Origin of the sequence: Mycobacterium sp. 29Ha (assembly GCF_032883055.1) — a bacterium.
GTDB classification, from domain to species: domain Bacteria; phylum Actinomycetota; class Actinomycetes; order Mycobacteriales; family Mycobacteriaceae; genus Mycobacterium; species Mycobacterium gallinarum.
Window position 1 is genome coordinate 67,477 of sequence record NZ_JAMQTI010000028.1, and the last position, 25,262, is coordinate 92,738.

Consider the following 25,262-nt stretch of genomic DNA (forward strand, 5'->3'; position numbering starts at 1 on the left):
CACTGGTGACGGTGGTGTAGGCAATAGCCCCTCCCAATAGACCGAAGCCGTTCGACCGCCAGACCAGCGCCAAAGACATTGACACGGCCGATGATTCGGGCACAGGTGGGGCGAGCAGACCAGAGAAAGATTCGGAGTATCGGTCTCCGAGGCCGCAGGACACCCCCGGTGGGCGACGGCCTCGCCGGCTGACGAGCGGCCAGCCTCGCAGGGCTCGGAAACGAGAGTGACGATGAAGGTGCGGAGGCACCAGCTCACGTACCGGCACCCGCCGCGGCGAAGATAAACCGCGACCTGGCGATAGATATGGCAGACCTTCCACCTGTTCGGCCCGCCGTTGAGAGGTGAGGGCCGGCCGAAAGACAGGACCCACTAGCGGGCTGCCAGGCTGTCAGGTGCCGTTCATCGGTTAGCCGATGCACGGATCAGTGGTGGTTGGCGACACCAAGGAGTCTCGGGTGTGCACGTATCTGTGCTGGTCAGATGGTGCCCCCGGCAGGATTCGAACCTGCGGCCTTCTGCTCCGGAGGCAGACGCTCTATCCCCTGAGCTACGGGGGCGCACGGGTTTGAACCTGCGCCAATGGGCGTCGACAGCCTAACGCATCGAAATGACCGGAAACCGATTCGGGGCCTGACCACGTCAGACCATAGGATGGACCCTCGTGACCCCAGCCGACTTGGCCGAGCTGCTCAAGACCACCGCGGCCGCGGTGCTTTCCGAGCACGGACTCGACAGCGCCGCGCTGCCGGACATGGTCACTGTCGAGCGCCCGCGTAACACCGAGCATGGCGATTACGCCACGAATCTAGCCCTCCAGCTGGGCAAAAAGGTCGGCGCGAACCCGCGCGAGCTGGCCGCCTGGTTGGCGTCCGCGCTGGCTCAGACCGACGGGATCGCCGCCGCCGACGTCGCGGGGCCCGGCTTCGTCAATCTGCGTCTCGACGCCTCCGCCCAGGGCGTGATCGTCAACAACGTCCTCGCCGCGGGCGAGGACTATGGGCACTCCGAGGAGCTCAAGGCACAGAACATCAATCTGGAGTTCGTCTCGGCGAACCCGACGGGGCCGATCCACATCGGCGGCACCCGCTGGGCCGCCGTCGGCGACGCGCTGGGCCGGCTGCTCTCGACGCAGGGTGCGTCCGTGATACGCGAGTACTACTTCAACGACCACGGCGCCCAGATCGACCGGTTCTCCAACTCGCTGATCGCGGCGGCCAAGGGCGAGCCGACACCCGAGGACGGCTACGCCGGCGAATACATCAAAGACATCGCCGCACAAGTGATCGCCAAGGAACCCGACGTCCTGAGCTTGCCCGACCACGAAATGCGGGAGACCTTCCGCGCCATCGGGGTCGACCTGATGTTCAGCCATATCAAGGCCTCGTTGCATGAGTTCGGCACGGACTTCGACGTCTACACCCACGAAGACTCGATGCACACGTCGGGGCGCGTCGAGCAGGCGATCGCCAAGCTGCGCGAGGCGGGCAAGGTGTACGAGAAGGATGGCGCAGTCTGGTTGCGCACTACCGACTTCGGCGACGACAAGGACCGCGTCGTCATCAAGAGCGACGGTGCGCCGGCCTACGTCGCCGCCGACATCGCCTATTACCTCGACAAGCGCGAGCGCGGGTTCGACCTGTGCATCTACATGCTCGGCGCCGACCACCACGGCTACATCGCCCGACTCAAGGCCATCGCGTCATCGCTGGGTCAGGATCCCGCCACGGTCGAGGTGCTGATCGGCCAGATGGTCAACCTGGTCCGCGACGGTCAGCCGGTGCGGATGAGTAAACGTGCAGGCACGGTGATCACGCTCGACGACCTCGTGGACGCGATCGGCGTTGACGCCGCCCGGTACTCGCTGATCCGATCCTCGGTGGACACCCCCATCGACATCGATCTGGCGTTGTGGTCGTCGGCATCCAACGAAAACCCGGTCTACTACGTGCAGTACGCGCACGCTCGGCTCTCCGCCCTGGCTCGTAACGCCGCCGAACTCGGCCTTGCCGCGAGCACCGAGCACCTCGAGCTGCTTACACACGACAAAGAGGGCGCGCTGATCCGCAACCTCGGCGAGTTCCCCCGAGTACTGAAAACCGCTGCGACTCTGCGTGAACCGCACCGCGTCTCTCGTTACCTCGAAGACTTGGCCGGTGACTATCACCGGTTCTACGACTCGTGCCGCGTGTTGCCCCAGGGCGATGAAGCGCCGAATGATCTGCATTCCGCGCGCCTGGCGCTGTGCGATGCCACACGCCGAGTCATCGCCAACGGTCTGGGCATCCTCGGTGTCAGCGCTCCGGAGCGGATGTGATCGCGCACCCGGCCGGTCCACGGCACGCCGAAGAAGTCCACCACGGTGGTGCGCCGCCGCGTCCGCTCTCGGCGGCCGAAGTCTTGCTGCTCGCGCCGAATGTCTGGCCGCGCAACACGGTTCGCGGTGACGACGGCGTGGTATCTATCGCCGGAGTGTCCGTCGCCGACATCGCCGCGCAGTTCGGCACCCCGACGTTCGTGATCGACGAGGACGACTTCCGGTCGCGATGCCGGGAGATCGCTGCGGCGTTCGGCGGCGGACAGAACGTGCGCTACGCGGCCAAGGCGTTCATGTGCTCAGAGGTGGCCCGCTGGATCGCTGAAGAGGGGTTGTCCCTCGACGTCGCGACCGGCGGCGAGATGGCCGTCGCACTTCACGCCGGCTTCCCTGCTGACCGGATTGCGTTGCACGGCAACAACAAATCGGTCGAAGAGCTGACTGCCGCCGTCAAAGCGGGCATCGAGCACGTGGTGGTCGACTCGATGGTCGAGATCGAGCGGCTCGACGAAATCGCCGGAGCGGCGGGAGTCGTACAGGATGTCCTGGTCCGCGTCACCGTCGGCGTCGAGGCGCACACCCACGAGTTCATCTCGACCGCGCACGAAGACCAGAAGTTCGGCCTGTCGCTGGCCAGTGGCGCGGCCCTGACCGCCGTGCGTCGGGTATTCGCAACCGACCATCTGCGCCTGGTGGGCCTGCACAGCCACATCGGATCCCAGATCTTCGATGTCGCCGGGTTCGAGATTGCCGCGCATCGCGTCATCGGCCTGCTGCGCGACGTCGTCGCCGAGTTCGGCGTCGAGAAGACGTCGCAGATGTCGATCGTCGACCTCGGTGGGGGGCTGGGCATTTCCTATCTGCCACAGGATGATCCGCCGCCGGTCGCCGACCTAGCCGCCAAGCTGAGCGCGATCGTCCGCGAGGAGTCGGCGGCGGTCGGGCTGCCCACCCCCCAACTGGTCGTCGAGCCCGGTCGCGCGATCGCAGGCCCCGGCACCATCACGCTCTATCAGGTCGGCACCGTCAAAGATGTGGCGGTCGCAACCGACCGGTACCGCCGCTACGTCAGCGTCGACGGCGGCATGAGCGACAACATCCGTACCTCGTTGTATGGCGCAGAATATGACGTCCGCCTGATCTCACGCGCCAGTGAAGGTTCATCGATACTGGGTCGGGTGGTCGGAAAGCATTGCGAGAGTGGCGATATCGTCGTGCGCGACACCTGGGTGCCTGACGACATCAGGCCGGGCGATCTGCTCGGCGTCGCAGCCACCGGTGCCTACTGCTATTCGATGTCAAGCCGTTACAACCTCATCGGTCGCCCGGCGGTCGTGGCCGTGCGCGACGGGCAAGCGCGCCTGATTCTGCGCCGGGAAACGGTCGACGATCTACTCAGTCTGGAAGTGGGGTAAGCACATGAGCACCGAGGAAAAGCCCATCGGCGTAGCGGTCCTGGGTTACGGCAACGTGGGTAGCCAGGTCGTACGCATCATCGAGGAGAGTGCGCAGGACCTCGCGGCCCGCATCGGTGCCCCCTTGATGCTGCGTGGTATCGGAGTGCGCCGCGTCGCCGACGACCGAGGCGTCCCAGTCGACATGCTGACCGACAACATCGACGAACTCGTGTCGCGAGACGACGTCGACATCGTCGTCGAGCTGATGGGGCCGGTCGAACCCGCGCGCAAGGCCATCCTGTCCGCTCTCGAGCAGGGCAAGTCCGTCGTCACCGCCAACAAGGCGCTGATGGCCGTATCCACCGGCGAATTGGCCCAGGCGGCCGAACACGCCCACGTCGACTTGTATTTCGAGGCGGCCGTGGCCGGTGCTATCCCCGTCATCCGTCCGCTGACCCAATCGCTTGCGGGTGACACCGTGATCCGGGTCGCCGGCATCGTGAACGGCACCACGAACTACATCCTCTCCGAGATGGACAGCACGGGCGCTGACTACGCCGCAGCGCTGGCCGATGCGAGCGCGCTCGGCTACGCCGAGGCGGATCCGACCGCCGACGTCGAGGGATATGACGCCGCCGCCAAGGCTGCGATCCTCGCCTCGATCGCCTTCCACACCCGTGTAACCGCCGAAGACGTGTACCGCGAGGGCATTACGAAGGTCACCTCGGCCGACTTCGTCTCGGCGCGCGCACTCGGCTGCACGATCAAGTTGCTCGCGATCTGCGAGCGGCTCACCACAGACGAAGGGCAGCAGCGGGTTTCGGCCCGCGTCTACCCGGCGCTGGTGCCACTGACCCACCCCCTCGCCTCGGTCAACGGCGCCTTCAACGCGGTCGTCGTCGAGGCCGAGGCCGCGGGACGGCTGATGTTCTACGGCCAGGGTGCCGGTGGAGCCCCGACCGCCTCCGCGGTGATGGGTGATCTGGTGATGGCCGCGCGAAACCGGGTGCAGGGTGGCCGAGGCCCGCGGGAGTCCAAGTACGCCAAGCTGCCGATCTCGCCCATCGGCTTCATCCCCACCCGGTACTACGTGAGCATGAACGTCGCCGACCGTCCCGGTGTGTTGTCAGCTGTGGCAGCCGAATTCGGTAAGCGTGAGGTCAGCATCGCCGAAGTGCGCCAGGAGGGCATGGTCGACCCAGAAGGCCAACGGTGCGGCGCGCGCATCGTCGTCGTCACCCACCAGGCGACCGACGCCGCACTTTCCGAAACCGTCGAGGCGCTGGCCGACCTCGATGTCGTGGAGGGCATCAACAGCGTGCTTCGACTGGAAGGAACCAGCGAATGAGCGATGATCCGCTTGCGCGACGAGCAGTGAGCACAGTCCCGCCAAAGGCCGTTCATCAACCCTGGCCCGGGTTGATTGCCGCGTATCGAGATCGCCTTCCGGTCGAGGACAACTGGACACCGATCACATTGCACGAGGGCGGTACGCCGCTGCTGCCCACGCCTCGACTGTCCGAATTGACCGGCTGCACCGTGCATTTGAAGGTCGAGGGCCTCAACCCGACGGGTTCCTTCAAGGACCGGGGTATGACGATGGCCGTCACCGAGGCCGTCGCTCGCGGCCAGCAGGCGGTGCTGTGCGCGTCCACCGGCAACACCTCCGCGTCGGCGGCTGCCTACGCGGCCAGGGCGGGTATCACCTGCGCCGTGCTGATTCCCCAGGGCAAGATCGCGATGGGCAAGCTCGCCCAGGCCGTCATGCACGGCGCGAAGATCATCCAGATCGACGGCAACTTCGACGATTGTCTCGAGTTGGCGCGCAAGCTGACCAACGACTATCCGACGGTGTCGCTCGTCAACTCGGTCAACCCGTTCCGCATCGAGGGACAGAAGACCGCCGCATTCGAGATCATCGACGCGCTCGGCGTCGCACCGGACGTGCATTCTCTGCCCGTGGGCAACGCGGGGAACATCACCGCGTACTGGAAGGGTTACCAGGAATACCACCGCGACGGGATTTCCGACCGACTGCCACGCATGTTGGGCACGCAGGCCGCGGGCGCCGCACCCCTGGTGCTAGGTGAGCCGGTGACCAATCCTGAGACGATCGCCACGGCGATCCGGATCGGCTCACCCGCGTCATGGGCGACGGCCGTCGAGGCCCGGGAGCAGTCCGACGGTCGATTCGTCGCCGCCACCGACGAGGAGATCCTCGCCGCCTATCACCTGGTGGCCCGCACCGAGGGCGTGTTCGTCGAGCCCGCCTCGGCCGCGAGCATCGCCGGGCTGCTCAAGTCGATCGAGGACGGCTGGGTCGCCAAAGGCTCGATGGTGGTGTGCACGGTCACCGGAAATGGGCTCAAGGATCCCGACACGGCGCTCAAAGGCATGCCGGTCGTGACCCCGCTACCAGTCGACCCGTCAGCCGTGGCCGAGATGCTGGGCCTGGTCTAGCAGGTGCCCTTGTGACGCAGACTCTGCCCGTCGGTCTGACGGCCACCGCCGTCGTTGCGGCCTCGAGCGCCAACTTGGGTCCGGGCTTTGACAGCCTCGGCCTGGCGTTGAGCCTGTACGACGAGATCGTCGTCGAAGTCACCGAATCCGGCCTCGTGGTCGAAGTCGAGGGCGAGGGCGCAGGGCAGGTCCCGCTGGACTCGTCGCATCTGGTCGTGCGCGCGATCGAGCACGGGCTGCAGAACACAGGGCTTCAGGTCGCCGGTCTTAAGGTCATCTGCCGCAACGGCATTCCGCATTCCCGAGGTCTCGGCTCGTCGGCCGCGGCCGTCGTCGGCGGCCTTGCCGTCGTCAACGGCCTTGTGACGCAGGTGGGTTCGGAGCCGCTGAGCGACGCCGAGTTGATCCAGCTGGCGAGTGAGTTCGAGGGTCATCCCGACAACGCGTCCGCGGCGGTGCTCGGTGGGGCAGTGGTGTCGTGGACCGAACACGAAGGCGTGTTGCCGCGCTACTCGGCGGTGCCGATCCAGCTGCATCCGGACATCCATCTGTTTCCCGCGATCCCCGAAGAGCGCTCCTCGACGGCCGAGACGCGGGTCCTGCTCCCGGAGCACGTCAGCCACACCGATGCCCGGTTCAATCTGAGCCGCGCCGCATTGCTGGTGGTGGCGCTGACGCAGCGCCCCGACCTGTTGATGGAGGCCACCGAAGACGTCTTGCACCAGCCGCAGCGAGCCGCCGCCATCCCCCGGTCCGCGGAATACCTGCGGATTCTCCGGCGTTGTGACGTTTCAGCGGCTCTGTCCGGAGCCGGACCTGCGGTTATCGCATTGAGTACGCAATCGGAGTTGCCGGCGAAAGCCGTTGAGTATGGCATCGCAAACGGGTTCACCGTCAGTGAGATGAGGGTCGGCGAGGGCGTGCGATGGACATCGGGCGTCGTTGCCCGGACTTGATCTGTGCTGGGTCGCACCGACAACAGGAGTCACATCCGAACCAGTGTCTTTCTTGCTTCCAGCACGGAAGCGGGTTATTCTCGCTCTCGTCCAGCAATTGCAGCGTCTCTGCCTGCGTCGACACTAGGACGACCACTCTTCTTTCAAGTGCTCATCTCGTGGACTGACGGTTCGCCGTTTTGCGGCGAATCCCGGCGATCACCGTCGCAGAGGCAATGGTGGGACCCCCGCGTTCAGCGGATTAGCTGATCGCACGAACCCCCGCATGACTTGATCAGCGAGGGAAAGAAAGGAAATCCGTGACCGAAACGGACCTGATCACGGCTGGCGGTAACAGCGATAACGACCAGCTGCCGAGCCCCGTGAATTCAGACATCTCGACTCCCGCGGCCGAGGAAGCGTCCAACAGCACGCCCACCGCGGAAACCGCACCGACCGCCAGCCAAGAAAAAGACGTAGCGTCCGGCAACCGTGCAGGCTCACTATCGACGATGGTGCTGCCCGAACTGCGGGCACTGGCCAAGCAGATCGGCGTCGAGGGCGCCTCCGGAATGCGCAAGAGCGACTTGGTCGCCGCCATCCGTGAGCGTCGCGGCGAATCCAACGGCACGACCCCCAAGGCCGCCGACGCCGCCCCGGCAGAGCCCGCCGCCGAGTCGGCGACCGCTTCTGAGACGACGACGGAGTCCGGCGAGCAAACCGAGCAACAGCGCCCACGCCGTGAGCGTCGCGGGGCCTCCCGCGGATCGGGTGCCCCCAGCGGCTCCGACCAGTCCGCACAGGGCCGTCAGGATGCGAAGCCCGATGCCGACGAGCAGCCCGCCAAACAGCGCGACAAGTCCGAAAGCGACAAGTCCGACAGCGGTAGGTCTGACGGCGACAAGTCCGATGGCGGCGACCAGCAGGGCGGCCAGCAGAACCGCAACAACCAGAACAATCAGAACAACCAGAACAATGACGACGACGGCGAGGGCCGCGGGGGTCGCCGGGGTCGCCGGTTCCGTGACCGCAGGCGCCGTGAGCGTGGCGGTGAAGGTGGCGGCGGGGGAGACCGCGACACCGAGTTGCGCGAGGACGATGTCGTACAACCGGTTGCCGGCATCCTCGACGTGCTCGACAACTACGCGTTCGTCCGCACCTCGGGCTACCTGGCCGGCCCCAACGACGTGTACGTGTCCATGAACATGGTTCGCAAGAACGGTCTGCGCCGCGGCGACGCGGTGACCGGCGCCGTCCGCGTCCCCAAGGAGGGCGAAGGTGGCGGTCAGAATCCGCGGCAGAAGTTCAATCCGCTCGTGCGGTTGGACACGGTCAACGGTGGACCCGTTGAGGACGCCAAGAATCGCGACGAGTTCACCAAGCTGACCCCGCTGTACCCGAACCAGCGGCTGCGCCTGGAGACGACATCGGAGAAGCTGACGACCCGTCTGATCGACCTGATCATGCCGATCGGCAAGGGGCAGCGTGCTCTGATCGTGTCTCCGCCCAAGGCCGGTAAGACCACGATCATGCAGGACATCGCGAACGCGATCACCAAGAACAATCCGGAATGCCACCTGATGGTCGTGCTCGTCGACGAGCGTCCGGAAGAGGTCACCGACATGCAGCGTTCGGTCAAGGGTGAGGTCATCGCCTCGACCTTCGACCGCCCGCCGTCAGACCACACTCAGGCTGCCGAGCTCGCCATCGAGCGCGCCAAGCGACTCGTCGAGCAGGGCAAGGATGTCGTCGTGCTGCTCGACTCGATCACCCGACTGGGCCGCGCCTACAACAACGCGTCGCCGGCCTCGGGCCGGATCCTGTCCGGTGGTGTCGACTCGACCGCGCTGTATCCGCCCAAGCGGTTCCTCGGCGCGGCCCGCAACATCGAATTCGGTGGTTCTCTGACGATCATCGCCACCGCCATGGTGGAGACCGGTTCGACCGGTGACACCGTGATCTTCGAGGAATTCAAGGGCACCGGAAACGCCGAGCTCAAGCTGGACCGCAAGATCGCCGAGCGACGCGTGTTCCCGGCAGTCGACGTCAACCCGTCGGGCACCCGTAAGGACGAGCTGCTGCTCTCGGCTGACGAGTTCGCGATCGTGCACAAGCTGCGCCGCGTGCTCTCGGGCCTCGACCCGCACCAGGCCATCGACTTGCTGATGAGCCAGCTGCGCAAGACCAAGAACAACTACGAGTTCCTGGTTCAGGTCTCCAAGACGGCTCCGGGCTCCGGGGACAACGACTAGTAGCGAATTCGGCGCGCGTACCGCCCGTTGGGGTACGTATGCGCGCCGAAATCACACGGCGGGGTCGGCTTTCAGGCCGGGCATCACGTAGCGGCGCACGTGGATGAGTACCGCGTCGGCGTTCTCCGGATCGAAGGTGTCGCCCGGCACGGTCGCGAGCGAAATCATCACGCGCGCCACCCATTCCGATGCTTCGGCAATGTCGATGTCGGGATGGATCTCGCCACGATCACGGGCGGCGACGAGGTAGCGCGACCAGAAATCCGCCAGGTCGGGCACCAGTCCCTGGACACCTGCCCCCGCGCAAGCGGCGAATTCCTCGGGCTCCTCCATACGCAGCTTCATCAGCAGCGCACCCGGATCGTCGTACGCGGTGCGGGCGTGCCTGATGCCCAGCGCCATCTGGCGGTCCAGACCCTCGACCTGCTCCAGCATCGCGTGCGCGTCAGACCAATACGCTTCGTTCAACCGCACGATCGCCGCGCCGAGCAGCGTGACCTTGTCCGGGAAGTGGCGGTACAACCAGCCGCGGGATACGCCGGCGACCTCGGCCACCTCGGACACCGTGGTCGCGCGGATCCCTTTCGCACGCATGCAGATCTCCGCCGCGTCGGTCAGTCGGTCGCGAACGTTCTTGGTCGCAGTGCCGGTTGTCACCTGGGCATTGTGGCACGGTAGACAGACTCTCAGATCTGTTCAGCCGCAGAGGTCACGCCAGAGCGGGCCGAGGAATAGCGACCCCGTCGCATGCGTTTAGGCCGTTGGCGGTTGACCTGGCATAATGGCGCCGACACCCTCGGTTCCGGTTCACGCCGATACCTCCTGGTCAACGGAGGGGCGACCCGGGGCCCACGATTGAAGAGGAAACCATGAAATCAGGCATTCATCCTGACTACGCCGACACCACGGTGATCTGCGGCTGCGGTAACACGTTCACCACCCGCAGCACTAAGAAGGGCGGCCAGATCCACGTCGAGGTCTGCTCGCAGTGCCACCCCTTCTACACCGGCAAGCAGAAGATCCTCGACAGCGGCGGCCGTGTGGCCCGCTTCGAGAAGCGCTACGGCAAGCGAGCCGGGGCGAGCGCAGCGACGGGATCAAACAAGGGCGCGGGCGACAAGTCGGCCGAAACAAGCACAGACAACTAGCTGTCTTCCCGACGCCCGATGCTGCGCACGAGCGCAGCCCGGGCGTCGGTTTGCGTTTGGCGCAAGAACCGAGGGAGTGCACTGCAGGTAAGGAGGACGACATGGCCGACACGGCACCCGTGATCGAGGCATTGCTCGCCGAGCACGCCGACCTCGAGCGCCAGCTCTCCGATCCCAACCTGCATGCGGATGCGTCTGCCGCGCGGAAGGTCGGCCGCCGGTTCGCCCAGGTTTCGCCGATCGTCGCTACCTACCGCAAGCTCGAGGCTGCCCGCGGCGATCTCGACGCTGCACGGGAACTGGCCGCCGACGACGAGTCGTTCGCCGCCGAGGTGCCCGAACTGGAGGCCACCGTCGAGCAACTCGACACCCAGCTGACCGATCAACTCTCACCCCGCGACCCGCACGACGCCGACGACATCGTTCTCGAGGTGAAGTCCGGTGAGGGAGGCGAGGAGTCGGCACTGTTCGCCGCCGACCTGGCGCGTATGTACACCCGCTACGCTGAGCGGCACGGCTGGTCCGTCACCATGCTCGACGAGACCACCTCCGACCTGGGTGGCTACAAGGACGCGACGCTGTCGATCAGGAGCAAGGGCGATACGGCCGACGGGGTGTGGTCGCGCCTCAAGTTCGAGGGCGGCGTGCACCGTGTGCAGCGGGTGCCGGTGACCGAGTCGCAGGGCCGCGTGCACACGTCGGCCGCGGGCGTGCTCGTCTACCCCGAACCCGAAGAGGTCGAGGAAGTCCAGATCGACGAATCGGATCTGCGCATCGACGTGTACCGGTCCTCGGGTAAGGGCGGCCAGGGCGTCAATACGACCGACTCGGCCGTGCGCATCACGCACCTGCCCACCGGCATCGTCGTCACGTGCCAGAACGAGCGCAGCCAGCTGCAGAACAAGGCACGCGCGCTGCAGGTGCTTGCCGCCCGGTTGCAGGCACTCGCTGAGGAGCAGGCGCAGGCCGACGCGTCGGCGGACCGGGCCAGCCAGATCCGCACCGTCGACCGCAGCGAGCGGATCCGCACCTACAACTACCCCGAGAACCGGATTGCCGATCACCGGATCAACTTCAAGGCGCACAACCTCGATCAGGTCCTCGACGGCGACCTCGATGCCCTGTTCGACGCGCTGGCCACCGCCGACAAGCAGTCCCGGCTTCAGCAAGCATGACCCGGCCCGGCCGGGTGCCAGCCTGCGCCAACATCCGCCAGGCGATCGATGCCGCCGAGGCGGCACTGGCGCGGGCGGGAGTCGGATCGCCACGGGCTGACGCGGAACTGCTTGCCGCATTCGCCGCCGGTGTGGAGCGCGGACGGTTGGCATTCTTCGCCCCCGAATCGGACTTCTACGAAACCTATGACCGACTCGTCGCCGAGCGCGTCAGCCGCAAGCCGCTTCAGCACATCGTCGGAACCGCAGCGTTCGGTCCGGTCACCGTCCAGGTCGGTCCCGGTGTGTTCGTACCGCGGCCAGAAACCGAAGCGATGCTGGAATGGTCTGTTGCACAACAGCTGTCGCCGAACCCGGCGATCGTCGATCTGTGCACCGGTAGCGGCGCGCTGGCGTTGGCCCTTTCGAAGTTCTGGCCCGCCGCCCGCATTGTCGCCGTCGACGACTCGCAGAGCGCACTCGAGTACGCGGCGCGCAATCTCGCAGGCGCCGGCGTCGAACTGCTGCGCTCCGACGTCACCGAACCGGGCCTGCTTCCCGAACTCGACGACTCAGTGGATCTGCTCGTCGCCAACCCGCCCTACATTCCCGACGGTGCGAATCTGGAACCCGAAGTCGCCGAACATGATCCACCGCACGCGCTGTTCGGCGGGCCGGACGGGATGGGTGTCATCGAAGCCATCGCCGACCTCGCCGGCCGATGGCTGCGCGCCGGCGGGCTCTGCGCCGTCGAGCACGACGACACCACTGCCGCGCAGACGGTCGAAGCGTTCGCCCGGACAGGGCGATTCGACGACATCACCAGTCGCTTCGACCTGACGGGTCGGCCCCGCTTCGTCACTGCGGTCCGGAACCGGTGAGAAACTGGACTTCATGACGGAGATGTTCGACTGCCTCGATGAGCAGACGCGGGCGATCGGTATCGCCTCGGCCGTCAGCGCGGTCAAGGGCGGCAGTCTGGTGGTGATGCCGACCGACACGGTTTACGGCATCGGCGCCGACGCCTTCGACAGCGAGGCCGTTTCGGCTCTGCTGTCGGCCAAGGGTCGCGGTCGAGACATGCCGGTTCCGGTGCTCGTCGGGTCCTGGCACACGATCGAAGGGCTGGTGTACTCCGTCCCGAACACCGCCCGCGAACTCATCCGCGCCTTCTGGCCGGGTGCCCTCAGTCTCGTGGTGCGGCAGGCGCCGTCGCTGCAATGGGACCTAGGCGACGCACACGGCACCGTCATGGTGCGCATGCCGCTGCACCCCGTGGCCATCGAGCTGCTGCGCGAAGTCGGGCCGATGGCGGTGTCGAGCGCGAACATCTCGGGTCGGCCCGCCGCCGTCACCGCGAAAGACGCGCGCGACCAACTCGGCGACCTCGTCGAGGTCTACCTCGACGCCGGACCGTCGCAGCAGCAGGCGGCGTCGACGATCGTGGACCTGACCGGTGCACATCCCCGGGTGCTACGCCAGGGGCCGGTCACCGTCGATGCGGTGGCGAAGGTGCTCGGCGTTGACGCGGCGACGTTGACGGACTGATCTGGGGCGACCTGAGAGAACATGGCATACGGTTCATCGGTGGTCTACGCGGCAGACAGTCTGCTGGCGCTCAGTGATCGCGGTGCAGGCGTCCCGCTTCGCGAGCTCGCGCTGGTCGGACTCACCGCAGCGATCATCACCTACTTCGCTACGGGATGGGTGCGCATCATCGCCCGCCGACTCGGCGCAGTGGCCTATCCGCGCGAACGGGACGTTCATCTGCAGCCGACGCCGCGGATGGGCGGGCTGGCGATGTATGTCGGCGTGGTCTGCGCCGTCCTGCTGGCGTCGCAGCTTCCGGCGCTCACCCGTGGGTTCGTGTACTCGTCGGGAATGCCCGCGGTCGTGGTCGCGGGCGGGCTCATCATGGCGATCGGTCTGATCGACGACAGATGGGGATTGGATGCACTGACGAAGTTCGCCGGCCAGATCACCGCGGCCAGTGTGCTTGTCACGATGGGCGTCGCGTGGAGCGTGCTCTACATCCCCGGTGTCGGCACCATCGTGCTCGACCAGGTGTCGTCGATCCTGCTGACGCTGGCGCTGACCGTCGCGATCGTCAACGCCATGAACTTCGTCGACGGGCTGGACGGCCTCGCCGCAGGCCTTGGGCTGATCACCGCATCGGCCATCTGCATCTTCTCGATCGGGCTGCTGCGCGATCACGGCGGCGATGTCCTGTTCTATCCGCCTGCCGTGATCTCGGTGGTGCTCGCCGGAGCATGCCTGGGGTTCCTGCCGCACAACTTCCATCCCGCCAAGATCTTCATGGGCGACTCGGGCTCGATGCTGATCGGCCTGATGCTGGCCGCGGCCTCGACCACGGCCGCGGGCCCGATATCGCAGACCGCATACGGCGCCCGCGACGTGTTCGCCTTGCTGTCGCCGTTCCTGTTGGTGGTCGCCGTGCTGTTCGTGCCCGCACTGGACATGCTGTTGGCGATCGTCCGGCGCACCCGCGCGGGTCGCAGCCCCTTCAGCCCGGACAAGATGCACCTGCACCACAGGCTGCTTCACATCGGTCATTCGCACCGGCGGGTGGTGTTGCTGATCTACTTGTGGGTGGGCATCATCGCGGTCGGCGCCGCGAGCACGATTTTCTTCGATCCGCGTTACACCGGCGCCGTCATGCTGGCGGCGATTCTGGTCGCGATCGTGGTGACTCTCATCCCGCTGTTGCGCCGCCGAGACGGTCAGCCAGACGAAATGTACGACAAAAGGTAGTAGACGTCTTTTATGGCTCTCACCATGTGTTAGGGTGCAGTCAGAACCCGAAAAAACCTCGCGGGTTGCCGGCCTCCGGGCCATCGGTGAGCCACCGATTAGCGCGGAACAACGACCGACAAAGGGAGCGACCCCAGGGTGATTCCAGTGAGCCCAATGCACTCCGATACGCTCGGGGCGCCACTCACAGGAACCATTCGGCAACTTCCTCTGACCGCGGGATTGAGGTGAAGCAGTGACGACGCCAGGGCATGACGCGCCGTTGGTGTTTCCGTCGGTTGCATTCCGGCCATTGCGGCTGCTCATCGTCTGCGTGGCGCTCACCGCCATCGCCGTCGCCGCGGCCTGGTTCACCGGCCATCCGTTCTTCGGTGTTTTCTTCGGTGTCGGACTGGGTCTCGGTTTGCTCAACGCCCTCCTGGTGAAGCGGGCGGTCGAGTCGATCACCGCTGAGGAACACCCGCTGAAGAAGAAGATGGCGCTGAACTCGGCGGCGAGGTTGCTTGTGATCACCGCGATCGCGCTCACCATCGCCTTCGTCTTCAGAACCAACGGCGGGCTCGGGGTGGTGTTCGGACTTGCGATCTTCCAGGCGCTCCTGGTGATGAGCACCAGCATCCCGGTGATGAAGAAGATCCGAAGCGACGGTTTGGATTACGTGGACACGGATTCGAAGGGTTGAGCAGGCTTTCATGAACTGGGCTACGACAGGGACGTCGGAGATCATTCTCGCGGCCGAGGAGGGCGGCGGTGGCGCCGCTATTCACGTCGGCCATCACACGATGGTGTTCGAGCTGTTCGGCATGACGTTCAACGGCGACACCATCATGGCGACCGGTATCACCGCGCTGATTGTCATCGCCCTTGCATTCGTGCTTCGCGCCAAGGTCACGTCGACCGGCGTTCCCGGTGGCGTGCAGCTGTTCTGGGAGGCGCTGACCATCCAGATGCGCAATCAGATCGAGAGCGCCATCGGCATGAAGGTGGCGCCCTTTGTCCTGCCGCTGTCCATCGCGATCTTCGTCTTCATCCTCATCTCCAACTGGCTGGCGGTGCTGCCGTTGCAGTACGGCGGAGCCGACGGCGCTGCGGCCGAGCTCTACAAGCCGCCCGCCTCAGACATCAACTTCGTGCTCGCGCTCGCCCTGTTCGTGTTCGTCTGCTATCACGCGGCCGGGTTCTGGCGCCGCGGCCCCCTCGGTCACCCGATCAAGGTGATCAAGGGTCACGTGGCGCTGCTGGCGCCCATCAACATCGTCGAGGAGCTCGCAAAGCCGATCTCGTTGGCACTGCGACTTTTCGGCAACATCTTCGCCGGCGGCATCCTGGTGGCGCTGATCGCAATGTTCCCGTGGTACATCCAGTGGGCGCCCAACGCGATCTGGAAGACCTTCGACCTCTTCGTCGGCCTCATCCAGGCGTTCATCTTCTCGCTGCTGACGATCCTGTACTTCAGCCAATCGATGGAGCTCGACGACGAGCATCACTGAGCGGTAGTCCGAAACAACTGAATCTTGTAGCACCAACGACCACGAACTCTGGCGGAGGCCGCCAGTTATCAAGGAGGATAAAGGAAATGGATCCAAACGCCCTCATCACCGCTGGCGCTCTGATCGGCGGTGGATTGATCATGGGTGGCGGCGCCATCGGTGCCGGTATCGGTGACGGCATCGCGGGTAACGCGTTGATCGCCGGCATCGCCCGTCAGCCCGAGGCACAGGGCCGGCTGTTCACACCGTTCTTCATCACCGTCGGTCTGGTCGAGGCGGCCTACTTCATCAACCTGGCCTTCATGGCGCTGTTCGTCTTCGCCACGCCGGGTGCGTCGTAGTTCGACAGCATGACCGAACTGACCACGACGATCCTCGCCGCGGAAGAAGGCGGGGGACAGAGCAACTTTCTGGTCCCCAACGGAACCTTCTTTGCCGTGCTGCTCATCTTCCTGATCACGCTCGCGGTGATCTGGAAATGGGTGGTGCCGCCGGTCGGCAAGGTGCTCGCCGCACGGGAAGCCATGCTGGCGAAGACGGCGGCCGACAACCGCAAGTCGGCTGAGCAGCTCGCGGCCGCACAGGCCGACTACGACGAAAAGATGGCCGGCGCGCGCAGTGAGGCGTCGGCCATCCGCGACGAGGCTCGTTCGGCCGGCCGGAAGGTCATCGACGAGAAGCGTGCCGAGGCGAGCGGCGAGGTCGCGGACACCCTGCGAGACGCCGAGCAGACGCTGTCCCAGCAGGGTGCGGCAACGCAGACGGAGCTTTACTCGTCGGTCGATGGCCTGTCGGCCACGCTTGCCAGCAAGATTCTGGGCGTCGACGTGAAACCAGGTGGGAGCCAGTAAATGTCGACATTCATCGGCCAGCTGATCGGCTTCGCGGTCATCGTCTTCATTCTGATGAAGTGGGTCGTCCCGCTCGTGCGCGACATGATGCACAAGCAGCAGGACGCGATCCGCGCCGCTCTCGAGGAGAGCGCCGAGGCGGCGAAGAAACTCGAAGACGCCGACGCGATGCACGCCAGGGCACTTGAAGATGCCAAGGCTCAGTCGGAGAAGGTGACCGAGGAAGCGCGACAGGACTCCGAACGACTCGCGGCGCAGTTGCAGGAGCAGGCGGGCGCCGACGCCGAGCGGATCAAGGTTCAGGGCGCTCAGCAGATTCAGCTGCTACGTCAGCAGGTCATCCGACAGCTTCGCAACGGCCTCGGCGAGGGCGCGGTGCAAAAGGCTGCCGATCTGGTGCGTGAGCACGTCGCTGATCCGGCCGCCCAGGCCGCGACCGTCGACCGTTTTCTCGACGAACTCGACGGCATGTCGTCGTCCACCGCGGCGATCGAGACCGGGGCGTCGGCCAGGTTGCGTTCGGCCAGCCGGCAGGCGATGGCGGCGTTGTCGGAGGCATTCGACAACGTGGCGGGCCGGTTGCGCGAACCGGGGCTGAAGACGTTGGCCGACGAATTGGCTTCGGTGGTCACGCTCCTCCTGACCGAGCCGATTCTGAACCGGCATCTCGCGGAGCCCAGCGACAACCCTGACGCCAAGGTCCGTCTCGTCGACAGCCTGCTTTCTGACAAGCTGGACACCCATACCCTGGAACTCCTGCGCACCGCGGTTTCGCAGCGGTGGTCGACCGACGCTGACCTGCTGGGCGGTATCGAGCACATCGCACGGTTGGCGCTGCTGAAACTCGCAGAGGTCAACGACGAAGTCGACGCCGTGGAGGATCAGCTCTTCCGGTTCGGCCGAGTACTCGACGCCGAGCCGCATCTCACGGCTGTCCTGAGTGACTACACGGCGCCCGTTGACGGCCGAGTCGCCCTGCTGGACAAGGTGCTCGGAGGCGGCGACGTCAACGAGACAGCCAAGGCGCTGCTTGCGCAGACTGTGACGCTGTTGCGCGGCGAACGCGCCGACGAGGCCGTCATCGACCTGGCCGAACTGGCTGTTGCGCGGCGAGGCGAGATCGTCGCCCACGTGACAGCGGCGGCCGAACTCACCGATGCACAGCACAACCGGCTGACCGAGGTGCTCACCCGGATCTACGGGCACCCCGTGGCCGTGCAGTTACACGTCGATCCAGATGTGCTCGGCGGACTCTCGATCACCGTCGGCGATGAGGTGATCGACGGCTCGATCGCATCTCGCCTGGCGGCCGCCGAGAACCAGCTGCCGGATTGACCGAACACCACCAGACCACCCGTTAACGCTAGGCAGGAAGACGAAAAACCATGGCAGAGTTGACCATCTCCGCTGCTGACATCGAAGGCGCCATCGAGGATTACGTATCCTCGTTTTCCGCCGACACCGAGCGGGAAGAGATCGGCACCGTCATCGATGCAGGTGACGGTATCGCCCACGTCGAGGGTCTGCCCTCCGTCATGACGCAGGAGCTTCTCGAGTTCCCCGGCGGCGTGCTCGGGGTGGCCCTGAACCTCGACGAGCACAGCGTCGGTGCCGTGATCCTCGGCGACTTCGAGAAGATCGAAGAGGGTCAGCAGGTCAAGCGCACCGGCGACGTTCTCTCGGTGCCGGTGGGTGACGCCTTCCTCGGGCGCGTCATCAACCCCCTCGGAGAGCCGATCGACGGACAGGGCGACATCGAGTCCGACACCCGTCGCGCGCTCGAGCTGCAGGCGCCGTCGGTGGTTCAGCGCCAGGGCGTCTCGGAGCCGCTGCAGACCGGCATCAAGGCCATCGACGCCATGACGCCGATCGGGCGCGGCCAGCGTCAGCTGATCATCGGCGACCGCAAGACCGGCAAGACCGCCGTCTGCGTCGACACCATCCTCAACCAGCGTGAGGCATGGGAGACCGGTGACCCCGCGCAGCAGGTGCGCTGCGTCTACGTCGCGATCGGCCAGAAGGGCACCACGATCGCCAGCGTGAAGCGCGCCCTCGAAGACGGTGGCGCGATGGAGTACACCACCATCGTCGCGGCGCCCGCTTCGGACGCGGCGGGCTTCAAATGGCTTGCGCCCTACACGGGTTCGGCCATCGGCCAGCACTGGATGTACGACGGCAAGCACGTGCTGATCGTGTTCGACGATCTGTCCAAGCAGGCCGACGCCTACCGCGCGATCTCGCTGCTGCTGCGCCGCCCGCCGGGTCGCGAGGCCTTCCCCGGCGACGTGTTCTACCTGCATTCGCGGCTCCTGGAGCGTTGCGCGAAGCTGTCCGATGAGCTGGGCGGCGGCTCGATGACCGGACTTCCGATCATCGAGACGAAGGCCAACGACATCTCGGCCTTCATCCCGACCAACGTCATCTCGATCACCGACGGCCAGTGCTTCCTGGAGTCCGACCTGTTCAACCAGGGCGTGCGTCCGGCCATCAACGTCGGTGTCTCGGTGTCCCGAGTCGGCGGCGCCGCTCAGATCAAGGCCATGAAAGAGGTCGCGGGCTCGCTGCGTCTCGAGCTGTCGCAGTATCGCGAACTCGAATCATTCGCCGCCTTCGCCTCCGATCTGGACGCGGCCTCGAAGGCGCAGCTTGACCGCGGCGCCAGGCTCGTGGAGCTGCTCAAACAGCCGCAGTACACGCCTTACCCCGTCGAGAACCAGGTGGTGTCGATCTTCCTCGGCACCGGTGGTCACCTGGATTCGGTTCCGATCGAAGACGTTGCGCGTTTCGAGCAGGAGGTGCTCGAGCACGTCAAGGCCTCCCACGACGACATCCTCAAGGGGATCCGGGAGACCAAGAAGCTCTCCGAGGAGGACGAGGAGAAGCTGTCGGACGTCATCAACGAGTTCAAGAAGGGCTTCTCAGCCAGCGATGGCAGTTCGGTCGTGGTGAACGAGGCCGACGCCGAGGCCATGGACGAAGAAGACGTCGAGAAGGAATCCGTCAAGGTCCGCAAGGCCGGTAAGAAGTAGAGACGGAAAAGGCCGAGAAAGGGTCTGGAGAAGCTAGATGGCTGCAACACTGCGCGAGCTACGTGGGCGCATCCGTTCCGCCGGGTCGATCAAGAAGATCACCAAGGCCCAGGAACTGATCGCCACGTCGCGGATCGCCAAGGCGCAGGCCCGAGTCGAGGCCGCCCGGCCCTTCTCGACCGAGATCACCAGCATGCTCACCGAACTCGCCAGTGCCAGCGCGCTGGACCACCCGCTGCTGGTCCAGCGGGAGAACCCGAAGCGAGCCGGTGTGCTGGTGGTGTCGTCGGACCGCGGTCTGTGCGGTGCCTACAACGCCAACGTGCTGCGCCAGTCCGAGGAACTGTTCTCGCTGCTGCGCGAAGAGGGCAAGACGCCGGTGCTCTACACGGTCGGCCGGAAGGCGTTGGGCTACTTCAGCTTCCGCCAGCGTGAGGTGACCGAGTCCTGGACCGGCTTCTCCGAGCGGCCCACCTACGAGCAAGCGCGTGAGATCGCCGACACCCTGGTGACGGCGTTCATGTCCGGTGCCGACGACGAGGGTGAGGATCCCGGCGAGGACGGCATCCTCGGCGTCGACGAACTACACATCGTGTTCACCGAGTTCAAGTCGATGCTCTCGCAGAGTGCGGCAGCGCGACGCATCGCGCCGATGGTCGTCGAATACGTCGAGGACGAGACGCCGGAAGACGGTCCACACACGCTGTTTTCGTTCGAGCCGGACCCCGAGACGTTGTTCGACGCTCTGCTGCCGCGCTATGTCGCCACCCGTGTCTACGCCGCACTGTTGGAGGCCGCGGCTTCGGAATCGGCGTCCCGACGCCGCGCGATGAAGTCCGCCACCGATAACGCCGACGATCTGATCAAGGATCTGACCTTGATGGCCAACCGCGAACGTCAGGCGCAGATCACCCAGGAAATCAGCGAGATCGTCGGCGGCGCCAACGCGCTGGCCGACGCGAAATAACTTGACGAGCAAAGCCCCTTCCAGGAAGCGAAGAGAGATATGACTGCTACCGCAGAAAAGACCGCAGGCCGAGTAGTCCGCATCACGGGTCCGGTTGTCGACGTGGAGTTCCCGCGCGGCTCGGTGCCCCAGTTGTTCAATGCGTTGCACGCCGAGATCACCTACAAGGAGATGGCGAAGACGCTGACGCTGGAGGTCGCACAGCACCTGGGGGACAACCTCGTGCGCGCCATCTCGATGCAGCCGACCGACGGCCTGGTGCGTGGTGTCGAGGTGACCGACACCGGCGCGTCGATCTCGGTGCCCGTCGGCGACGGCGTGAAGGGCCACGTGTTCAACGCACTTGGCGACTGCCTCGACGAGCCCGGCTACGGCAAGGACTTCGACCACTGGTCGATCCACCGCAAGCCGCCGGCCTTCGCCGACCTCGAGCCTCGCACCGAGATGCTGGAGACCGGCCTCAAGGTCGTCGACCTGCTGACCCCCTATGTGCGTGGCGGCAAGATCGCCCTGTTCGGTGGTGCCGGCGTGGGTAAGACGGTGCTCATCCAGGAGATGATCAACCGCATCGCCCGCAACTTCGGTGGTACCTCGGTGTTCGCCGGTGTCGGTGAGCGCACCCGTGAGGGCAACGACCTGTGGGTCGAGTTGGCGGACGCCGACGTGCTCAAGGACACCGCGCTGGTGTTCGGTCAGATGGACGAGCCGCCCGGCACCCGTATGAGGGTCGCGTTGTCGGCGCTGACCATGGCGGAGTTCTTCCGTGACGAGCAGGGCCAGGACGTGCTTCTGTTCATCGACAACATCTTCCGGTTCACCCAGGCCGGCTCCGAGGTGTCCACGCTGCTCGGCCGTATGCCTTCCGCCGTGGGTTACCAGCCCACGCTGGCCGACGAGATGGGCGAGCTGCAGGAGCGCATCACCTCGACCCGTGGCAAGTCCATCACCTCGATGCAGGCCGTGTACGTGCCCGCCGACGACTACACCGACCCGGCGCCCGCGACCACGTTCGCGCACCTCGATGCCACCACGGAGCTCTCGCGTGCGGTGTTCTCGAAGGGCATCTTCCCGGCGGTGGACCCGCTGGCGTCCAGCTCGACGATCCTCGACCCCGCGGTCGTGGGTGACGAGCACTACCGGGTTGCACAGGAAGTCATTCGAATCCTGCAGCGCTACAAGGATCTTCAGGACATCATCGCCATCCTCGGTATCGATGAACTCGCCGAAGAGGACAAGCAGCTGGTGCAGCGTGCACGCCGTATCGAGCGCTTCCTGAGCCAGAACATGATGGCTGCCGAGCAGTTCACCGGTCAGCCTGGTTCGACGGTGCCGCTCAAGGAGACCGTCGAGGCCTTCGACAAGCTGTCAAAGGGCGACTTCGACCACTTGCCGGAGCAGGCGTTCTTCCTCATCGGCGGCCTGGACGATCTGGCGAAGAAGGCGGAAAGCCTCGGCGCCAAGATCGACAAGGGCAGCAGTGGCGGCTCGTCGAAGAAGGACGACAAGAAGGACGAGAAGAAGGACGCGCAGGTCGACGATTCCAAGAGCGAGGACGACTAGCTCATGGCCGAAATGACCGTCGAGATCGTCGCCGTCGAGCGCGAGCTCTGGTCGGGTGAGGCCACTTTCGTTTTCACCCGCACCACCGCCGGAGAGATCGGCATTCTGCCGCATCACATTCCGCTGGTGGCTCAGCTCGTCGACGACGCGATGGTGCGCGTCGAACGCGAAGGCGAAGACGATCTGCGGATCGCGGTCGACGGTGGGTTTCTCTCAGTGACCGAAGAGACGGTTCGGATCCTCGTCGAGAACGCCGAGTTCGAGTCGGAGATCAACGGCGACAGCGCAAAGCAGGACTCGGAGTCCGACGATGAGCGGACCGCAGCATGGGGCAGAGCGCGTCTACGCGCTCTAGGCCAGATCGACTAGCCAGCCGATGAGCGTGTCCATGTTCGTCATGGTCGCGCTGATTGGTGTGCTGCTGGTGGTCGTCGTGATGATGTGCTACCGGCTGTGGAAGCTTCGGCAGGTCGGCGGTACGGCCGCAATCTTGCGTGACGTTCCCGCGATCGGCGGGCACGGATGGCGGCATGGCGTAATGCGGTATCACGGTGGAGAAGCCGGTTTCTATCGGCTGTCCAGCATGCGATGGTGGCCCGATCGCACGCTGAGCCGTCGAGGGTTGGAGATAGTGTCACGGCGTGCGCCCAGAGGCGACGAGTTCGACATCATGACTGACGAAATCGTGGTCCTCGAGCTTCGGGATACCAGCCCCGAGCGCCGGCGCGGCTATGAGGTGGCGTTGGATCGCGGGGCCCTGACGGCGTTCCTGTCGTGGGTTGAGTCGAGGCCATCGCCACGCGCGCGACGCCGCACGTCCTAACCTGTTGCGGGACCGCCGGGTTGCCACAGTACGTCGCCGTTCGGATTGGCTGCCCTGGAAAGAATGAACAGCAGGTCCGAGAGCCGGTTGAGGTACTTGGCAGGCAGCACGCTGATTGATTCCCCGTGCGTTTCGACCGCAAACCATGCCGACCGTTCGGCCCGCCGCGCCACGGTTCGAGCGACGTGCAGCAACGCAGATAGTGGTGAACCGCCAGGCAGTACAAAGGAATTCAACGCCGGTAAGTCCGCGTTGAACTCGTCGCACCACGCCTCGAGCCGGTCGATATAGCTCTGGGAGATCCGCAGCGGTGGATGTTCGGGGTTCTCGACCACCGGCGTGGACAGGTCAGCGCCTGCGTCGAAAAGGTCGTTCTGAATCTGCCTGAGAACCTTGAGAATCTCCTCACGCGGGCTTCCCAAAGCAACCGCCACGCCGATGGCGGCGTTGGTTTCGTCACAGTCGGCGTAGGCCGCGAGCCGGGCGTCATTCTTTGACACCCTGCTGAAATCGCTGAGTCCAGTGGTTCCGTCGTCACCCGTCCGCGTATAGATACGGGTCAGATGAACTGCCATGTGGAAACCGTACCGGAGAAGGTGGCTGGAAAGCTGTCGGGAAACTGACACGGCCCACGGCGCTGTTTACACTGACCGGCGTGAGCGAGCGATTCGTGGTGACCGGTGGAAACCGGTTAGCAGGCGAAGTTGCCGTCGGGGGTGCAAAGAACAGCGTTCTGAAGCTGATGGCGGCATCGCTGCTGGCAGAGGGCACCAGCACGATCACGAACTGTCCCGACATCCTGGACGTGCCGCTGATGGCCGAGGTGCTGCGCGGCCTCGGCGCGACCGTCGAGCTCGAGGGCGACGTCGTGCGGATCACCTCGCCCGATGAACCCAAGTACGACGCGGATTTCGCCGCGGTCCGTCAGTTCCGTGCATCGGTATGTGTGCTCGGCCCGCTGGTGGGGCGCTGCAAACGTGCGAAGGTCGCCCTGCCCGGCGGTGATGCGATCGGATCGCGGCCGCTGGACATGCATCAGGCCGGACTTCGTCAGCTGGGTGCGCGATGCAATATCGAACACGGTTGCGTTGTTGCCGAGGCGGATCACCTGCGAGGCGCAGAGATTCAGCTGGAGTTCCCGTCGGTGGGTGCCACCGAGAACATCTTGATGGCGGCGGTCGTCGCCGAGGGTGTCACGACCATTCACAACGCCGCGCGTGAGCCCGACGTCGTCGACCTGTGCACGATGCTCAGCCAGATGGGCGCTCAGATATCGGGGGCGGGCACGTCGACCATGACGATCACGGGGGTCGACCGCCTGCATCCGACCGAGCACCGGGTCATCGGTGACCGCATCGTGGCGGCGACGTGGGGTATCGCGGCCGCCATGACCCGCGGGGACATCTCGGTCACCGGTGTTGACCCACAGCATCTGCAGTTGGTGCTGCACAAGCTTCACGACGCCGGCGCCACCGTCACCCAGGACGACAACGGGTTCCGGGTGGTCCAGTACGAGCGGCCGAAGGCGGTCAACGTCGCCACGCTGCCGTTCCCGGGCTTCCCGACGGACCTGCAGCCGATGGCCATCGGCTTGGCGTCCATTGCCGATGGCACCTCGATGATCACCGAGAACGTCTTCGAGGCGCGGTTCCGCTTTGTCGAGGAAATGATCCGGCTGGGCGCCGACGCCCGTACAGACGGTCACCATGCAGTGATACGAGGGATTCCGCAGTTGTCCAGTGCTCCGGTGTGGTCCTCGGACATCCGTGCCGGCGCCGGGTTGGTCCTGGCCGGGCTGGTCGCCGACGGCGACACCGAAGTCCACGACGTGTTCCACATCGACCGCGGTTATCCGCTGTTCGTGGAGAATTTGACCAGCCTCGGGGCGGAGATCGAGCGCATCGCGTAGGGCTCGGAGACCCGGGTTTGGGACTGGGTCGTTGAAGGCGTACTATTTTGTCCAGAAGCCAAGGGCCCCAGTCCAAATGGATCGGCGGACCGGGTTTGACCTCTCTGACCACATGGAGTACAGTGGCAGGGTTGCCTGAAAACCGGGTGTGTTGTTTGAGAACTCAATAGTGTGTTTGGTGGTTTTTGTTTGTTGTTG

The 25,262-nt window shown here is 65.3% G+C and carries 24 protein-coding genes and 1 tRNA gene; 22 read left to right on the top strand and 3 right to left on the bottom strand.

Annotated elements, in window-relative coordinates:
• Nucleotides 1-484 precede the first annotated feature (484 nt).
• Nucleotides 485-560: transfer RNA gene (locus tag M1248_RS27865), tRNA-Arg, on the bottom strand.
• Between the two features lie 104 nt (nucleotides 561-664).
• Between M1248_RS27865 and argS the strand changes: the two genes are divergently transcribed.
• The 6 genes from argS to rho all read left to right on the top strand — a co-directional run bounded on the left by argS (nucleotide 665) and on the right by rho (nucleotide 9,361).
• Complete coding sequence (gene argS / locus M1248_RS27870) at nucleotides 665-2,317, top strand: arginine--tRNA ligase (RefSeq protein ID WP_317150370.1); 1,653 nt, start codon at nucleotides 665-667, stop codon at nucleotides 2,315-2,317.
• Nucleotides 2,318-2,400: 83 nt separating this feature from the next.
• Nucleotides 2,401-3,732, top strand: a complete 1,332-nt coding sequence (gene lysA / locus M1248_RS27875; RefSeq protein WP_317150384.1) for a diaminopimelate decarboxylase — start codon at nucleotides 2,401-2,403, stop codon at nucleotides 3,730-3,732.
• A gap of 4 nt (nucleotides 3,733-3,736) precedes the next feature.
• Nucleotides 3,737-5,062 carry a homoserine dehydrogenase gene (locus tag M1248_RS27880; protein ID WP_317150371.1) on the top strand — a complete coding sequence of 442 codons (1,326 nt, stop codon included), beginning with the start codon at nucleotides 3,737-3,739 and terminating at the stop codon, nucleotides 5,060-5,062.
• A complete protein-coding gene (gene thrC, locus M1248_RS27885; protein ID WP_317150372.1) occupies nucleotides 5,059-6,174 on the top strand; it encodes a threonine synthase in 1,116 nt (371 codons plus the stop codon). The genes M1248_RS27880 and thrC overlap by 4 nt, the downstream gene beginning before the upstream one ends.
• Before the next feature lie 11 nt (nucleotides 6,175-6,185).
• Nucleotides 6,186-7,130: a homoserine kinase gene (gene thrB, locus M1248_RS27890; RefSeq protein ID WP_317150373.1), complete on the top strand. Its 945-nt coding sequence runs from the start codon at nucleotides 6,186-6,188 to the stop codon at nucleotides 7,128-7,130.
• 299 nt (nucleotides 7,131-7,429) lie between these two features.
• Entirely contained in the window at nucleotides 7,430-9,361 is a 1,932-nt protein-coding gene (rho, locus tag M1248_RS27895) for a transcription termination factor Rho (protein ID WP_163730062.1), read from the top strand.
• 51 nt (nucleotides 9,362-9,412) lie between these two features.
• Here the strand turns inward: rho and M1248_RS27900 are convergent, their stop codons facing one another.
• Nucleotides 9,413-10,018, bottom strand: a complete 606-nt coding sequence (locus M1248_RS27900) for a TetR/AcrR family transcriptional regulator (protein ID WP_317150374.1) — start codon at nucleotides 10,016-10,018, stop codon at nucleotides 9,413-9,415.
• Nucleotides 10,019-10,230: 212 nt separating this feature from the next.
• On the opposite strand from M1248_RS27900, the gene rpmE reads away from it, so the two are divergent.
• From rpmE to M1248_RS27975, 15 genes are all read left to right on the top strand, one after another.
• A complete protein-coding gene (rpmE, locus tag M1248_RS27905; RefSeq protein WP_163730060.1) occupies nucleotides 10,231-10,509 on the top strand; it encodes a 50S ribosomal protein L31 in 279 nt (92 codons plus the stop codon).
• 101 nt (nucleotides 10,510-10,610) lie between these two features.
• Nucleotides 10,611-11,684, top strand: a complete 1,074-nt coding sequence (gene prfA, locus M1248_RS27910) for a peptide chain release factor 1 (RefSeq protein WP_163730059.1) — start codon at nucleotides 10,611-10,613, stop codon at nucleotides 11,682-11,684.
• Nucleotides 11,681-12,544 carry a peptide chain release factor N(5)-glutamine methyltransferase gene (prmC, locus tag M1248_RS27915; RefSeq protein ID WP_317150375.1) on the top strand — a complete coding sequence of 288 codons (864 nt, stop codon included), beginning with the start codon at nucleotides 11,681-11,683 and terminating at the stop codon, nucleotides 12,542-12,544. Before prfA ends, prmC begins: the two co-directional genes overlap by 4 nt.
• 13 nt (nucleotides 12,545-12,557) lie before the next feature.
• A complete protein-coding gene (locus M1248_RS27920; RefSeq protein ID WP_163730057.1) occupies nucleotides 12,558-13,211 on the top strand; it encodes an L-threonylcarbamoyladenylate synthase in 654 nt (217 codons plus the stop codon).
• A gap of 21 nt (nucleotides 13,212-13,232) precedes the next feature.
• A complete protein-coding gene (locus tag M1248_RS27925; protein WP_163730056.1) occupies nucleotides 13,233-14,435 on the top strand; it encodes a glycosyltransferase family 4 protein in 1,203 nt (400 codons plus the stop codon).
• Nucleotides 14,436-14,670: 235 nt separating this feature from the next.
• The gene (locus M1248_RS27930) at nucleotides 14,671-15,117 is read left to right on the top strand and encodes an ATP synthase subunit I (RefSeq protein ID WP_163730055.1); all 447 of its coding nucleotides are present in this window, start codon (nucleotides 14,671-14,673) and stop codon (nucleotides 15,115-15,117) included.
• A 10-nt stretch (nucleotides 15,118-15,127) separates the two neighbouring features.
• Nucleotides 15,128-15,925: a F0F1 ATP synthase subunit A gene (gene atpB, locus M1248_RS27935; RefSeq protein WP_163730054.1), complete on the top strand. Its 798-nt coding sequence runs from the start codon at nucleotides 15,128-15,130 to the stop codon at nucleotides 15,923-15,925.
• An 86-nt stretch (nucleotides 15,926-16,011) separates the two neighbouring features.
• The gene (locus M1248_RS27940; protein ID WP_014212097.1) at nucleotides 16,012-16,266 is read left to right on the top strand and encodes a F0F1 ATP synthase subunit C; all 255 of its coding nucleotides are present in this window, start codon (nucleotides 16,012-16,014) and stop codon (nucleotides 16,264-16,266) included.
• Between the two features lie 9 nt (nucleotides 16,267-16,275).
• Nucleotides 16,276-16,776: a F0F1 ATP synthase subunit B gene (locus M1248_RS27945; RefSeq protein ID WP_317150376.1), complete on the top strand. Its 501-nt coding sequence runs from the start codon at nucleotides 16,276-16,278 to the stop codon at nucleotides 16,774-16,776.
• A complete protein-coding gene (locus M1248_RS27950) occupies nucleotides 16,777-18,111 on the top strand; it encodes a F0F1 ATP synthase subunit B/delta (protein WP_317150377.1) in 1,335 nt (444 codons plus the stop codon).
• Between the two features lie 50 nt (nucleotides 18,112-18,161).
• Complete coding sequence (gene atpA / locus M1248_RS27955; protein ID WP_163730051.1) at nucleotides 18,162-19,805, top strand: F0F1 ATP synthase subunit alpha; 1,644 nt, start codon at nucleotides 18,162-18,164, stop codon at nucleotides 19,803-19,805.
• Nucleotides 19,806-19,842: 37 nt separating this feature from the next.
• On the top strand, nucleotides 19,843-20,772 hold the full coding sequence (locus M1248_RS27960) for a F0F1 ATP synthase subunit gamma (protein ID WP_163730050.1): 930 nt from the start codon (nucleotides 19,843-19,845) through the stop codon (nucleotides 20,770-20,772).
• Between the two features lie 39 nt (nucleotides 20,773-20,811).
• Nucleotides 20,812-22,332, top strand: coding sequence for a F0F1 ATP synthase subunit beta (atpD, locus tag M1248_RS27965; RefSeq protein WP_317150378.1), 1,521 nt, complete (start codon nucleotides 20,812-20,814; stop codon nucleotides 22,330-22,332).
• Nucleotides 22,333-22,335: 3 nt separating this feature from the next.
• Nucleotides 22,336-22,701, top strand: coding sequence for a F0F1 ATP synthase subunit epsilon (locus M1248_RS27970; protein ID WP_014212103.1), 366 nt, complete (start codon nucleotides 22,336-22,338; stop codon nucleotides 22,699-22,701).
• 7 nt (nucleotides 22,702-22,708) lie between these two features.
• On the top strand, nucleotides 22,709-23,155 hold the full coding sequence (locus M1248_RS27975; RefSeq protein WP_163730048.1) for a DUF2550 domain-containing protein: 447 nt from the start codon (nucleotides 22,709-22,711) through the stop codon (nucleotides 23,153-23,155).
• Here M1248_RS27975 and M1248_RS27980 read toward each other — a convergent pair.
• Nucleotides 23,152-23,730, bottom strand: a complete 579-nt coding sequence (locus M1248_RS27980) for a cob(I)yrinic acid a,c-diamide adenosyltransferase (protein WP_317150379.1) — start codon at nucleotides 23,728-23,730, stop codon at nucleotides 23,152-23,154. The two genes, M1248_RS27975 and M1248_RS27980, sit on opposite strands and share 4 nt — an antisense overlap.
• A gap of 80 nt (nucleotides 23,731-23,810) precedes the next feature.
• On the opposite strand from M1248_RS27980, the gene murA reads away from it, so the two are divergent.
• Entirely contained in the window at nucleotides 23,811-25,064 is a 1,254-nt protein-coding gene (gene murA / locus M1248_RS27985; protein ID WP_163730046.1) for a UDP-N-acetylglucosamine 1-carboxyvinyltransferase, read from the top strand.
• Nucleotides 25,065-25,262 lie beyond the last annotated feature (198 nt).